Source organism: Fluoribacter dumoffii NY 23, assembly GCF_000236165.1.
Taxonomy (GTDB): domain Bacteria; phylum Pseudomonadota; class Gammaproteobacteria; order Legionellales; family Legionellaceae; genus Legionella; species Legionella dumoffii.
Map to the genome: position 1 here is coordinate 2,738,954 of NZ_CM001373.1, position 12,561 is coordinate 2,751,514.

Here is a 12,561-nt window from a genome sequence, read left to right on the forward strand (position 1 = left end):
AGATTTTTCAAATTATGCTATAGAATCAGATTCATACTGGGTCTTTAGGAAGCAAACAATGACAGTTGGCATATTGGCAACCGGTGATGAACTGGTTCATGGTGATACCCTAAACACTAACGGCCGCGATATTGCTCACACACTGAGTTCTGAAGCCCTGCCTTTAGGATTTCATGTGTCTTGTAGCGACAAGGAAGATGATATTATCAACTGCCTTGACTTTCTAACCCAGAAGCATGACATCATCATTATTACTGGGGGGCTTGGGCCAACCACAGATGATCTTACCCGCTTTGCCTTGTCTCGATTTACAGGCCAGGCATTGGTAGAACACCCACTCGCCCTGGAACATATTAAACAACGACTGAGTAATGCAAAACTCGTCCTTAATCAGGGAAACATTCAACAATGTCTATTTCCAAAGCAGGCTCAGCTTTTGCCCAATCCTTTCGGCAGTGCTTTGGGGTGTTTCTATCCGTGGAATGATAAAAAATTCTTTTTGTTACCCGGACCACCACGAGAATGCTTGCCTATGTTTCATCATTATGTATTACCTATTTTGCAGCAAACAGCCCACAGTCAGAAACAAATACTGAAATGGCGAATTTTTGGTTTGGCTGAAAGTGAAATAGCTCAAAAACTGGAAGATGCACTGCAAGATGTAGATTGTCAAACCGGTTATCGCTGGGAATCCCCTTATATTGAATTTAAAGTCCGGTGCATCCCTACTCTTGTTGATAAAGTAAAAGCTATTGTTGACCCTCTCTTACAGCCGCATATTATTAGTGGGGTCGATAAAAAAGCTTCTGAAAATTTACGTGAATTAATTAGCCGCATTGGAGTGCCGATTACTATTATCGATGAAGCTACAGGCGGATTATTACAATTATTGCTCTCCAAACCCGATGTTTATTCTCTACTGGATTTTAGCGGTTTGCATCCCCACAAACTGTTTTTTCATATCCGCGGGTTAAAGGAATATTGGCAGCAGCAACCAACGGGAGGGACCACACAAATAATGATTAAGTACCGCAATCACGATCAGGATGGCGGGGAAACCCATAATCTCCCCTATCGTACTGCTGCAGTAATCGAGCATGCTGCGGAGTGGTTATGCTTCAGACTCTTTCATCTCATCAATCAGCTGCATTAGTGAGTAACACAATTGTTGTGTTCCTTCCCCGCTGATTGCCGAGATGGCAAATACTTTATCGTTCCAGTTTAAACCTTTTACAATGGTTTGTATTCTCTCTTCCCGGCTTGCTGCATCAGGCAGCATATCTATTTTGTTTAATACCAACCATCGAGGTTTTTGCAACAGCTCCGGGTTGTATTCTGCTAACTCATGGATGATGGTTTTGGCCGAGGCAACCGGATCACTGTCATCTAGAGGGGCCACATCAATTACATGGAGGAGTACGCATGTACGCGCAAGGTGCTTTAAAAATCGATGGCCCAACCCCGCCCCTGTGGATGCTCCTTCGATGAGGCCAGGAATATCAGCCATTACAAAGCTTTTATGTGAAGAAACACTAACGACACCCAGGCTCGGGTGTAAGGTGGTAAAGGGATAATCGGCAACTTTGGCTTTTGAACTGGAAACCGCGCGGATTAAAGTAGATTTCCCCGCATTGGGTAATCCTAATAAACCGACATCTGCCAAAACACGTAATTCCAGGCGTAAATGGCGCGATTCCCCTGGACTTCCAGGTGTTGTTTGCCTTGGTGAGCGATTCACGCTACTTTTATAACGTGTGTTTCCTAAACCATGAAATCCGCCCTGGGCAATTAATACCGGCACTCCCGGTTCTTTAATATCCCCAAGCAGTTCCCCAGTATCAACATCATAAACCATAGTACCTACAGGCACTTTTATGATTAAATCATCACCCTTTTTACCAGTACAATTACCCCCCATGCCATGCTGGCCATTACCCGCTTTGTAATGACGCATGTAGCGAAAATCAACAAGGGTATTTAAATCCGTACTGGCCTCAAAAAATACACTGCCCCCATCACCCCCGTCGCCCCCATCAGGACCGCCGCGAGGAATGAATTTTTCGCGTCTGAAGCTGAGACAACCGTTTCCACCATTGCCTGCTTCTACTTTTATCACAGCCTCATCAACGAATTTCATGACCAACCTCAAAATAAAAAAAAACCCCGTTGCCGGGGCTAATAAGAACAGTGTAATCAGGGAAATAACATATAGCCTGATTAAGGTAAAACGGCAGCTGAAAACAGATTAACATGCAAATCAAGTTTGCCGTTCCATACAAAATCCGGATAGAGTACTAACCCGATTAATTTGCAGCTTCTTCTTGTTGTTCTGCAACTATAGTTACGTACTTACGATTTTTGTCGCCCTTGACAACGAATTGTACCAAACCTTCAACCAAGGCAAACAAGGTGTGATCACGACCGCAACCTACGCCTGGTCCTGGGTGGAACCGAGTTCCGCGTTGTCTTACAATTATTTCACCCGCATTAACAAATTGACCGCCATAACGCTTCACACCAAGATATTTGGGATTCGAATCGCGGCCGTTACGAGTACTACCACCTGCTTTCTTATGAGCCATTGCTATCCTCTCTTACTTGCTTATCGCAGTTATTTTAACTTGCGAGTAATATTGTCTGTGCCCCATGTGTTTCATGTGGTGCTTACGACGTCGAAACTTGATAATTTTAACTTTTTTGTGACGGCCATGATCAAGGACTTCAGCTTTCACTATTGCTTTGGAAACTAATGGAGTACCACAAACAATTTTATCACCATCAGCCAACATTAATACTTCTTCAAATTGTATTTCATTGCCAACATCGTTAGGCAGTAATTCAATTTTTAACACATCACCTTCCTTCACGGTGTATTGCTTACCGCCAGTTTTGATTACCGCATACATAATTTTTCTCCAATTCGCCTGATTGGCTATCACAAATTCAATAAAGTCGCATATTCTATGAAATTATCACTATGACTTCAAGTTCATTTTAAAATATTGTATACTTCGCCACCCTTTCCGGATTTTTTTGTTGATTATCCGGTGTTTAATCTGGTCGCGGATTAAATTTTAGGGACTTTACTTAATTATTGGAGTATATAATGTCTAACATCCTTTTAGAAGCACAAACAAGAACGGATATGGGGAAAGGTGCGAGCCGCCGCCTACGTCGTCTTGAAAATAAAGTACCTGCTGTTATTTATGGCGGGGATAAAAAGCCAATGTCAATTCACTTTCAACACAATAAAGTGGTTAAAGCCCTGGAAACTGAAAGCATCTACTCCAGTGTTTTTGACATTACTGTTGATGGGAAAGTAGAACATGTTATTTTAAAAGCGTTGCAACGCCATCCTTACAAGCCTGTTGTGATGCATATGGATTTACAACGTGTTTCTAAAACCGACATCCTGGTTAAATTGGTACCCATTCATTTCACCAATGAAGAAAAAGCTCCTGGTATCAAGGCTGGAGGTATTATTAACCATACTATGACTCAAGTAGAAGTTCGCTGCCAAGCAAAAGATTTACCTGAGTTTATCACAGTAGATATGTCAGATGTTAAAATGGATGACGTGGTTCATTTGTCTAACCTGAAATTGCCTAAAGGGGTACAACTGACTGTTGATGTTACCGATGGCAGCCATGACTCTCCTGTCGTAAGCATCCACATGTCCAAAGCAAGTGCAGCTGAAGAAGAAACAACAGAAGCTACAGAAGTTCCAGCATCTGCTGTCCCAACAGTTAGCGGCGAAAAAGGCGAAGAATAATCAATCCATTTTGATTGAAATGCAGTAAAATGTAGCCTGTAGCAATCGCAGGCTACATAACATCACGACTCTATCAAAGAGCTAAATCATGGCCATAAAACTTATCATTGGTTTGCGTAACCCAGGATCAGCTTATGAACATACGCGGCATAATACTGGTGGATGGTTAGTCTCTGCCCTAGCTCAACGCCACAACGCTTTTTTCAAGCTGGAAAAGAAAATGCAAGCTGAACTGGCCGATTTGGAATTAAATCAGCACCCGGGTAAATTAGTTTTACCTACGACTTTTATGAACCATAGTGGCCAACCCACTCGCCTTGTGAGCCAGTTTTATCGCATTCAACCTGGAGAAATCTTGGTTGTGCATGATGAACTGGATTTACCCCCAGGGCGTATTAAACTTAAAACAGGTGGCGGTCATGGCGGTCATAATGGCTTGAAAGATATAATAGCCCATTTAGGCAGTACTGAGTTTCACCGTTTACGTATAGGTATTGGACATCCAGGCCATAGAGACTTGGTTCATCAATTTGTGCTAGGTAAACCTTCAGCACAAGACCGACAATTAATTTATGACGCAATTGACAGAGGCATAGCAGTAATGCCCTTAGTATTCTCCGGTGATTTATCCAGAGCAATGAATCAATTGAATGTTTAGGCACTGCTTACCAAGGCAAAGAAAATCCTTGCCCGAATCCAGGTTCGCTTAAAGGTAACAGTTAATATAGTTTTAACCATAGAGGTACTCACACATGGGATTTAAATGTGGCATCGTAGGCTTGCCCAATGTTGGTAAATCAACCTTGTTCAACGCACTCACCAAAGCAGGTATTGAAGCAGCAAATTATCCTTTCTGTACGATTGAACCCAATGTTGGGATAGTCACTGTCCCTGACCCCCGGCTTGATGCCTTGAGCGACATCGTAAAACCACAACAAGTACTCCCCGCGACAATGCAATTCGTAGATATTGCCGGAATCGTCAAAGGAGCTTCAAAAGGTGAAGGTTTGGGTAATCAGTTTTTGGCTAACATACGGGAAACTGATGCGATCGCGCATGTAGTCCGTTGTTTTGAAAATACCGATGTGGTTCATGTAGAGGGCAAAGTACATCCATTAAGTGACATTGAAGTAATTAATACAGAACTTGCTTTAGCTGATATGGAAACGCTGGAAAAAGCCATCCTAAAAGCAGGGAAAAATAGCCGTAGTGGCAACAAAGAAGCAATTTTTGAAATGAAAACTCTGGAAAAAATCAAGGCTCATCTTGATGAAGGTTATCCTGTCCGTACCCTTGAATTGAGTGCTGAAGAGGAACCTGTTGCACGTCGCCTTTTTTTGCTCACTGCCAAGCCCGTTCTTTATATCGCCAATGTCGATGACGAGGGTTATGAAAATAACCCCTTGCTGGATCAGGTCCGTAATTTGGCTGCGCAAGAAAAAGCAAGTATTGTTGCCCTATGTGCAGCAACTGAAGCTGAGCTGGTCGAACTCGATGAGGCAGATCGGCAGGAATTTATGGAAGATTTAGGCTTAAGTGAACCCGGTTTACATCGAGTAATTCGTGCCGGGTATGAACTTTTAGGATTACAAACTTATTTTACAGCCGGCGTCAAAGAGGTCCGGGCATGGACTATTCCCAAAGGGGCTACTGCGCCTCAAGCTGCAGGAGTAATTCACTCTGATTTTGAGAAAGGGTTTATTCGTGCAGAAGTTATAGCCTATGATGCATTTATCGCGTGCAAAGGAGAACAAGGAGCGAAAGAAGCAGGAAAATTACGTCTGGAAGGCAAAGATTACATCGTTTGTGATGGGGATGTAATGCATTTCCGGTTTAACGTATAAGCTCAAGTGAAAACTCACTTTTACTTGACAATTTGTATGCTCAAACCTTAGCATTTGTGGATTGAATCGTAGAGGACAAACAATGTCGATTGACAGTATACGCGCGCTGGTTAGTGACGATTTTCATGCAGTTAATACTTTAATTGTAAATAAAATCGAATCACAAATCGGTTTAATTGATGATATGTCCCACCACATCATAGAAAGTGGCGGTAAAAGATTACGACCATTGTTGGTTCTTTTAGCAAGTAATGCGTGTGGTTATCAAGGTAAGGAACATATTACCCTGGCTGCTATGGTTGAATTTTTTCATACAGCCACTCTCCTCCACGATGACGTTATTGACGAATCGACCTTAAGGAGAGGACGTCAGACAGCCAATGACATCTGGGGCAGCAAGGCAAGCATTCTGGTGGGTGATTATCTGTTCACACAATCCATCGAATTAATCGTTGATTCTGGTAATCCGGCGGTTCTTAAGCTTTTTGCGAAAACTGCACTGGAGATCAGTTGCGGTGAAGTAAAACAGCTTTCTAATCGGCATAACCCAACGTTATCTTTCGAAGAATATTTTGATGTGATTCGTGCAAAAACAGCTCTTCTTTTCGCAGCTGCTGCCTGCATAGGACCAATAATCAGCAATGCCTCCAAGGAAATGCAAGACTGCCTTTATGCTTATGGATTGCATTTGGGGAATGCTTTTCAGCTTATTGACGATGCCCTGGATTATTGTTCCGATGCCAAAACTATAGGCAAAAATATAGGTGATGATTTGGCTGATGGGAAAGCTACTTTACCTTTAATTCATGCATTACAGCATGGTACTGAACTGCAAAGACAACAAATCATAGAGAGTCTGAAAAAAGGCACCCTGGATTTTTTACCCGAAATTCTTATTGCTCTTGAAGAAACAAAAGCTATTGAATACACCAAGAACATTGCAGCACAGGAAGTTGATAAAGCCCTCTCCTCTTTGGTGATCTTACCTGCTTCTAAATATAAGGAAGCGCTTATCAATTTAGCTCAATTTGCGTTACAAAGAAGCTATTGATTTCTTGGCAGTTAGGTACCTGGGTGCGAGGCAAACCCTTCAAACATCAGGTCCCTTTAATTGCTAATACCTCAAATACGGAGTGTAGCTCAGCCTGGTAGAGCACTGCCTTCGGGAGGCAGGGGTCGCAAGTTCGATTCTTGTCACTCCGACCAATATAATGAGGACTTTTTCAGGTTAATTCCATTTTTGGAGCAAGTTGACCAATACCGAAAAATTATCAACCAAAATTTTTTGCAATAACATGTTCCAACTCGATTCGCTGTGCATTTAGGGGGAGATATATGCGGGCTTCCAAAGTGTTTCCGGTCAAATCTTCATTATTATAAATCATGATCTGGGCGTTACCTTTTAGGAACATCCTTGATTGGATGCTCAGTAGGAAGTTGTTTGCCCGCATACCTTTCTAAGAGTTCATTCAGACTTTAGTTCCAAGCATCTTGAAAAAATAAAGCTAAAAATAAAATTTTTCAAGGGGACATCTTTTGGGCTTATATGTGATTGATTATTTATCTATTTGATGATATAATGGTCATCTTCTGAATTTCAGTCTACCTAAACATCGGGATTAATAAATACCCCCTTAATAATAAAAACAGGTTTCCAGGAGTTGTTTCATGTGGTTCACATTCGCTATTTTTGCCGCCATCTTATGGGGATTTAATTACGCTCTAGCTGAAAAGATATTAAACAGCATTTCGCCCATTACTTTATTGGCATTGGAAATGATAATGGGTGCCTTATTGTTTGGCTGCATTTCTTTCTTTACAACCTTAAAAAGAGATGTTGAACTTTTGACTAGTGATTCGAATTTATTATTAATTACTGTTGCTGAGATAGCCATTGTACTCATTGCCAGCTATTTCATTTCAGCTTCTATTAACTTAAAAAATGCAACGATTGCAGGAATTGTCGAATTAACTTACCCCCTCTTCACGATTATTTTTACCTGGTTTTTATTTAATCAGGCGCATGTGAATCTCTCAGTAATCATTGGAGGAGTTTTAATATTCGCCGGGGTTATTGTCATTGGATTAGCTTAAACTCGTTACCTCAATCAATGAATCCTTGCAACTCTCTTCCATTTGTTCCGCTGCCATGTCTCTATTTATAGTTTTTTCCCTCTTGTCTCAAAAACGGGATTACCGTTCTCACAATTCAATGAATCAAAATCAAGTCTGCTCCCATAGATTCGTTTTAAGACCTTTGTTTTTTAAAAGTTTTAAATGCATCGATTAGATCAACGACATCCTTGGTTTTAAAATTTATAAAATAAAATAAATTGGTTCCTTCTATTATGATATTTGTGCCATTTCCAGCCGGAGATGAAATGTAATAATCAGGCTGTTTTTTACCTAGCAAAAGACTATTTTCCATAGCCTGAAGTCGCATATCAGCACTTATTTGATATCTGAAATAAGAAAGAGCCTCCATATAGGTTAGAGTTTGAATTCTTTCGATATCTTTAAAGTGCAAAAAAGCAGTATATTGTTTATTTGAATCGGACAGATCAACAATATTGAAGTTAATTTCCACCCCATCATTTATTAATTTATAAGTAGGTAAGTTTAAAACTTTATCAATACTTGAAAAGGTGAAACTAAAAAAGTATTTTAAAGGAACCCGGACAATTATATAGAATAAGTAACCTCCAATTAATCCTAAAAATTGTGACGAATAAACTATATTATGATTTGCTGGAAATAAACTGTTATACCAAAAATGAAGAAACCTTGCTGAAAAATATATAACCACAATCAATGAGATAATACTGACTGTAACGTGTAAAATTGAATACAGTATCGTTGCTTCATTATTCTCATTATTTGGAATTCTATTTATTTGTAAACCTTGAGATAGCATAAGTAAAATACGATCCATAATAAAAGACAAGAAGACCGCAACTGCAGCCCAAACAAAAGGTGAAGTGTTCGGATTTAGGCCTTTTTTATCAAGCGTGCACATAATTAATACACAGTTTACCGTTATTAATAGGATGAGAAAGATAATATAAGTTATATTTAAGCGGATCTTTGCATAATTCATCATTACGCCTTTTTAAAATTTGAGTAATAAAATTGCATGATACAGTTGACCTCCACTTGCTTAGCATCACTCTTAAATACCGGCCCCAGATAAAATGCATTATGCTAAAAATAAAGTTTCTCTCTTAGTAATAATTAGAATCTAATTCATTTTAACTCATACTACCAATAATAAGTTTTTTTAGGGAATATCTTTTCTCAGTAAGAAAATTGGAGGAATTTTAAATTAGTTCGAGCAACTTCTGATATAGGGGATGGGGAGAAACATTGCAGATATTTATAGGGAAAATAAAACAGCTCCTTCATAAAAATGGATTGAATTTGAAATAATTTACTCAGATTAATATTAATTTACTCATTAACTATTATACAATAGTCAGTTTGTTCAATAATTTATAGGTTGTTATTCATGCAAAGTAAAAGAGAGTTAAGCGGAAGTAGGTGGTTTGGAGAAAGTTCTACACGAGAGATGATGATTTCTATGACCAAAGCATTGGAAGAAGCAAGTAGATATCAAGAATCCTTAGATGAAACCATTAATACTACTTTAGAGGAATTGGCTTATTTTGCGTCTATCCATGAATTTCAAAATGCATTATTTGCACTGAATCGATTAATTTCCCACCTAAAATACTTCCCTGACGAGCTGGCTTTTTGTGACTTTTTGAAAAAGAAAACGAATTATTCTGTTATCAACACGCCACAAGTAGCTTACTTTTTTGCATTAATGAATGAGGTCATCAAAAATCAAAATAAACTGATAGCTGCAGGAGCCCAGGAAGATAAAAATATTGATAATGAAATTCTTCCTTTTTGTGTTTTAAACCATGCTAAACAGGGTTTAAAAGTTCTTACTCCCTTCCTTGCTCCTCATACGGGGAATTTTGAACGACAGGGTAATTTTGAGACTGATGTAGCCCAGTTGAATCATTTGTTCAGCACTCTTAGAGCATACAAAGACTGTTGGATAAACGATCGCTATTTTTATCGCACAGCATCTAATTTGCCTCAATGGGATAGTTTATACATTGAATCCTTTCAGGACATTTTTAATGACATTCAAGATAAACAATATATCGAGTACATACTCAACAACATACAATCACGCCTTAAAACATGTAAGGAGCGCTCATTTCCCGCCTTTATCCACTATAATACGGACAATGTAGAAGATTTATTTTTAAAAATAAGCCATTACTTAGGCAAAGATAATTTAATCCAGAAAAAAATTGAAGAGCAAATAGCTACTGGCGCTCGAATGCGTTCATTTAATCAAGAATGTCAACGAAATGGTGCCAAGACACTATTATTGGGAGGTACTTATGGAAATGGGTGTGTTCTTGCGTCTGCCCAAAAATATGGGAAAACGATTTTTACAAAAACCAATGGTTATTTTCAATCAGCCGATACTCATTGCCGCTGGATAAATTATCAAAAAAAACCGTACATACATGAACATTCAATTATAGACCCCCAAATTACTGAAGGTTTCAATCCATTTAATCCCGCACAGAATGTGGAGAAAATCGGATTTAGCGAGTTTCCAGCATTATTACAAGTAAGCCATCGTTACAAAAGTCGCTTCTTAACATCTGAGATTAAAAAAGCGTGTACTTTATCCGAGTTGCCACGCGCAGAACAGAGAAAGTTAATATTTGCGGAATGTGTCGATTATTCCAAATTTGCCACTGTCAAACCCAGTGCTTTATCGAGAATCAGACGCCGTAATACACAACAGGATCATCAAAGCTTTGACCGGCCAATTTTGTCATGGATGCACAATGGCAGCAGACCAAGCGTTTCTCTCAAGAACCATCGTCAAACCCAAGGCGATGACAAACCAAATGCTAAAAGAGATATAAAACCTTAATTGCAGGCAAATATGTTGTGCAAGAAGCACAACATATTATTTCTTAATGTAGTTATGGAATTTCTTCCTTGATCATGTATTGAATTCTCCCCCACCCTCGACGAGGTGGATTCAATTTGAATCTATTCCATTGATAAAGGAGGTTATATAATTTATTTCATGGAATTGGAAATGCCAATTATTTTCCAGTTCATCATAGGATTAAAATCGGGATTGTCTGTAAACACATGGATTGAATTTTCAGGGTCAATAGCAAACAAAGGAGAAATTATATCCTTTTGTTGAATATATTGCTCATAAGAAAATTGTTCCGTTAATGCCGTCGTTTTAATTTTTGCACCCTCGCTAATTAATAAACCCAATTCATCGAAAGTAATTTTAGAACTAAATAAAGTGCGACCACTATTTTTATAAATAAACTTTTGTTCATTTTGGCCTTTCTGGGGAGCTTGTGTCTGAATGGTAAAAATATCTTTTTCCTCAAAGAAATAACGATAATGCTTTGCGGCAAGAACATTAAAATCTAAATATGGAGTTATAATTAACAATTGTTTTATTTTTATCAAATCCAGTTTTTCTTCCACATATTTAGAAATGGGATTACCCCATAAGGTAATCAATCCTTTCATTTTAGCCTCATTAACAGCAGCCCAGCTTTCGTCGATCAAACAAACATAAAATTGATTTTCTTTTAATTGCTCAGCTATAGCTAGGGCAAGCTTATTGGAACCAATTATCAGCAAGCCTTCTGGTTTTGGTTCCGCCACGCCTAATTTTATGGCTAAAGTTTTAGCCGTTACGCTTTGTAGAATAATAGTTGCAATAATCATAAAAAAAGTAAAAGAAACAAGTTTATTCGCATCGGCATATCCAAGATTTTCTAACTGTAATGCGAATAAAGAAGATATTGCGGCTGCTATAATTCCCCGTGGTGCTACCCAAGAGATTAAATGCCTTTCATTCATTGTTAAGTCTGAACCTAATGAGGATATGTAAACATTTAAAGGACGTATAACAAATTGAATTAAAAGAAAAAGTATAATAGCCTGGTATTTCAAATCCATAAAGTTACTAAAATTAATTCGGGCAGAAAGCACGATAAATAAAAAAGAAACAAGCACAATACTTAAACTCTCTTTAAAGTTTAATATATGTTCTAGCTCGATATCTTTAAAATTTGCTAAGGTAATTCCCATTACTGTTACAGCAAGAAGCCCCGATTCAGACAAAAAATAATTTGCGCTAGAAAAAATAATGCCAATGACCGAAAGAACTGCAAAATTATGTAAATGTTGCGGAATCCAGTATTTTTTAAAGGCTATCCCCAGGCAAATACCTCCAGCAAATCCAAATGACAGGCCAATAAAAGTGATTTTTAAAAACGCAAGTAAGCTCGCGAAAACCCCATAAGTCAAACCTTGTGAGGTAAGTACTTCAAAAACTAAAACAGCTAGAATTGCACCAATAGGGTCTATGAGTATTCCTTCCCAATGTAATACTTTGGAAATATTTGCATTGGGTCTTAAGATTCTCAACATGGGACGAATGACTGTTGGCCCGGTTACAGTCATTAGAGAAGCAAATAAAAAAGAGATAGCCCAGGAAGTCTCAGTAACAAAGTGGGTGCACAAGGCCACTGAGACAAAAGTAATAATAACACCTATGCTGATTAAATTCCCGATAACACTCCCTAAACCTTTAATTTTCGCAAAATTCAGGGTCATACTTCCTTCAAATAAAATTACAGCTACTGAGAAGGAAACGAATGGAAACAATAAGGCTCCTAATTGTCTATCTGGATTAAGCCAATGAAAAACAGGTCCCACAAAAATGCCGCTAAGCAGTAAAAATAGAATAGCAGGTACCTTCAAATAAGATGCAACCCATTGGCAAAAAAAACCAGTAACCAAAATAAAGGAAAATGCAAGAACCAAAATTTCTGACATTGTTTATCACACAATAAATTTATTTTATTTTTC

The 12,561-nt window shown here is 38.5% G+C and carries 12 protein-coding genes and 1 tRNA gene; 8 read left to right on the plus strand and 5 right to left on the minus strand.

Going from position 1 to position 12,561, the window contains the following annotated elements:
- Positions 1-58 precede the first annotated feature (58 nt).
- Positions 59-1,153, plus strand: a complete 1,095-nt coding sequence (locus KYQ_RS12385) for a competence/damage-inducible protein A (RefSeq protein ID WP_010654581.1) — start codon at positions 59-61, stop codon at positions 1,151-1,153.
- On the opposite strand, the gene cgtA is transcribed toward KYQ_RS12385, so the two are convergent.
- The 3 genes from cgtA to rplU all read right to left on the minus strand — a co-directional run bounded on the left by cgtA (position 1,112) and on the right by rplU (position 2,906).
- The gene (gene cgtA / locus KYQ_RS12390; RefSeq protein ID WP_010654582.1) at positions 1,112-2,137 is read right to left on the minus strand and encodes an Obg family GTPase CgtA; all 1,026 of its coding nucleotides are present in this window, start codon (positions 2,135-2,137) and stop codon (positions 1,112-1,114) included. The two genes, KYQ_RS12385 and cgtA, sit on opposite strands and share 42 nt — an antisense overlap.
- A 166-nt stretch (positions 2,138-2,303) precedes the next feature.
- Positions 2,304-2,582, minus strand: coding sequence for a 50S ribosomal protein L27 (gene rpmA, locus KYQ_RS12395; RefSeq protein ID WP_010654583.1), 279 nt, complete (start codon positions 2,580-2,582; stop codon positions 2,304-2,306).
- 12 nt (positions 2,583-2,594) lie between these two features.
- On the minus strand, positions 2,595-2,906 hold the full coding sequence (rplU, locus tag KYQ_RS12400) for a 50S ribosomal protein L21 (RefSeq protein ID WP_010654584.1): 312 nt from the start codon (positions 2,904-2,906) through the stop codon (positions 2,595-2,597).
- Between the two features lie 200 nt (positions 2,907-3,106).
- On the opposite strand from rplU, the gene KYQ_RS12405 reads away from it, so the two are divergent.
- The 6 genes from KYQ_RS12405 to KYQ_RS12435 all read left to right on the plus strand — a co-directional run bounded on the left by KYQ_RS12405 (position 3,107) and on the right by KYQ_RS12435 (position 7,710).
- On the plus strand, positions 3,107-3,772 hold the full coding sequence (locus tag KYQ_RS12405) for a 50S ribosomal protein L25/general stress protein Ctc (RefSeq protein ID WP_010654585.1): 666 nt from the start codon (positions 3,107-3,109) through the stop codon (positions 3,770-3,772).
- An 88-nt stretch (positions 3,773-3,860) separates the two neighbouring features.
- Positions 3,861-4,430, plus strand: coding sequence for an aminoacyl-tRNA hydrolase (gene pth / locus KYQ_RS12410; protein ID WP_010654586.1), 570 nt, complete (start codon positions 3,861-3,863; stop codon positions 4,428-4,430).
- 94 nt (positions 4,431-4,524) lie between these two features.
- Entirely contained in the window at positions 4,525-5,616 is a 1,092-nt protein-coding gene (gene ychF / locus KYQ_RS12415) for a redox-regulated ATPase YchF (RefSeq protein WP_010654587.1), read from the plus strand.
- 82 nt (positions 5,617-5,698) lie between these two features.
- On the plus strand, positions 5,699-6,667 hold the full coding sequence (locus tag KYQ_RS12420) for a polyprenyl synthetase family protein (RefSeq protein WP_010654588.1): 969 nt from the start codon (positions 5,699-5,701) through the stop codon (positions 6,665-6,667).
- A 78-nt stretch (positions 6,668-6,745) separates the two neighbouring features.
- Positions 6,746-6,822: transfer RNA gene (locus KYQ_RS12425), tRNA-Pro, on the plus strand.
- A gap of 462 nt (positions 6,823-7,284) precedes the next feature.
- The gene (locus tag KYQ_RS12435; protein WP_010654589.1) at positions 7,285-7,710 is read left to right on the plus strand and encodes a DMT family transporter; all 426 of its coding nucleotides are present in this window, start codon (positions 7,285-7,287) and stop codon (positions 7,708-7,710) included.
- A gap of 154 nt (positions 7,711-7,864) precedes the next feature.
- Here KYQ_RS12435 and KYQ_RS12440 read toward each other — a convergent pair whose 3' ends face one another.
- On the minus strand, positions 7,865-8,632 hold the full coding sequence (locus KYQ_RS12440) for a hypothetical protein (RefSeq protein ID WP_231294552.1): 768 nt from the start codon (positions 8,630-8,632) through the stop codon (positions 7,865-7,867).
- Between the two features lie 489 nt (positions 8,633-9,121).
- Here KYQ_RS12440 and KYQ_RS12445 point away from each other — a divergent pair, with 489 nt between their 5' ends.
- The gene (locus KYQ_RS12445) at positions 9,122-10,582 is read left to right on the plus strand and encodes a hypothetical protein (RefSeq protein ID WP_231294553.1); all 1,461 of its coding nucleotides are present in this window, start codon (positions 9,122-9,124) and stop codon (positions 10,580-10,582) included.
- Between the two features lie 152 nt (positions 10,583-10,734).
- Here KYQ_RS12445 and KYQ_RS12450 read toward each other — a convergent pair whose 3' ends face one another.
- Positions 10,735-12,528 carry a cation:proton antiporter gene (locus KYQ_RS12450; RefSeq protein WP_010654592.1) on the minus strand — a complete coding sequence of 598 codons (1,794 nt, stop codon included), beginning with the start codon at positions 12,526-12,528 and terminating at the stop codon, positions 10,735-10,737.
- Positions 12,529-12,561: the final 33 nt, after the last annotated feature.

What these genes read in the sequence shown, in the direction of transcription:
- KYQ_RS12385 (WP_010654581.1), top strand. Translation starts at nt 59, where the DNA reads ATGACAGTTGGCATATTGGCAACCGGTGATGAACTGGTTCATGGTGAT.
- cgtA (WP_010654582.1), bottom strand. Translation starts at nt 2,137, where the DNA reads ATGAAATTCGTTGATGAGGCTGTGATAAAAGTAGAAGCAGGCAATGGT.
- rpmA (WP_010654583.1), bottom strand. Translation starts at nt 2,582, where the DNA reads ATGGCTCATAAGAAAGCAGGTGGTAGTACTCGTAACGGCCGCGATTCG.
- rplU (WP_010654584.1), bottom strand. Translation starts at nt 2,906, where the DNA reads ATGTATGCGGTAATCAAAACTGGCGGTAAGCAATACACCGTGAAGGAA.
- KYQ_RS12405 (WP_010654585.1), top strand. Translation starts at nt 3,107, where the DNA reads ATGTCTAACATCCTTTTAGAAGCACAAACAAGAACGGATATGGGGAAA.
- pth (WP_010654586.1), top strand. Translation starts at nt 3,861, where the DNA reads ATGGCCATAAAACTTATCATTGGTTTGCGTAACCCAGGATCAGCTTAT.
- ychF (WP_010654587.1), top strand. Translation starts at nt 4,525, where the DNA reads ATGGGATTTAAATGTGGCATCGTAGGCTTGCCCAATGTTGGTAAATCA.
- KYQ_RS12420 (WP_010654588.1), top strand. Translation starts at nt 5,699, where the DNA reads ATGTCGATTGACAGTATACGCGCGCTGGTTAGTGACGATTTTCATGCA.
- KYQ_RS12435 (WP_010654589.1), top strand. Translation starts at nt 7,285, where the DNA reads ATGTGGTTCACATTCGCTATTTTTGCCGCCATCTTATGGGGATTTAAT.
- KYQ_RS12440 (WP_231294552.1), bottom strand. Translation starts at nt 8,632, where the DNA reads ATGTGCACGCTTGATAAAAAAGGCCTAAATCCGAACACTTCACCTTTT.
- KYQ_RS12445 (WP_231294553.1), top strand. Translation starts at nt 9,122, where the DNA reads ATGCAAAGTAAAAGAGAGTTAAGCGGAAGTAGGTGGTTTGGAGAAAGT.
- KYQ_RS12450 (WP_010654592.1), bottom strand. Translation starts at nt 12,528, where the DNA reads ATGTCAGAAATTTTGGTTCTTGCATTTTCCTTTATTTTGGTTACTGGT.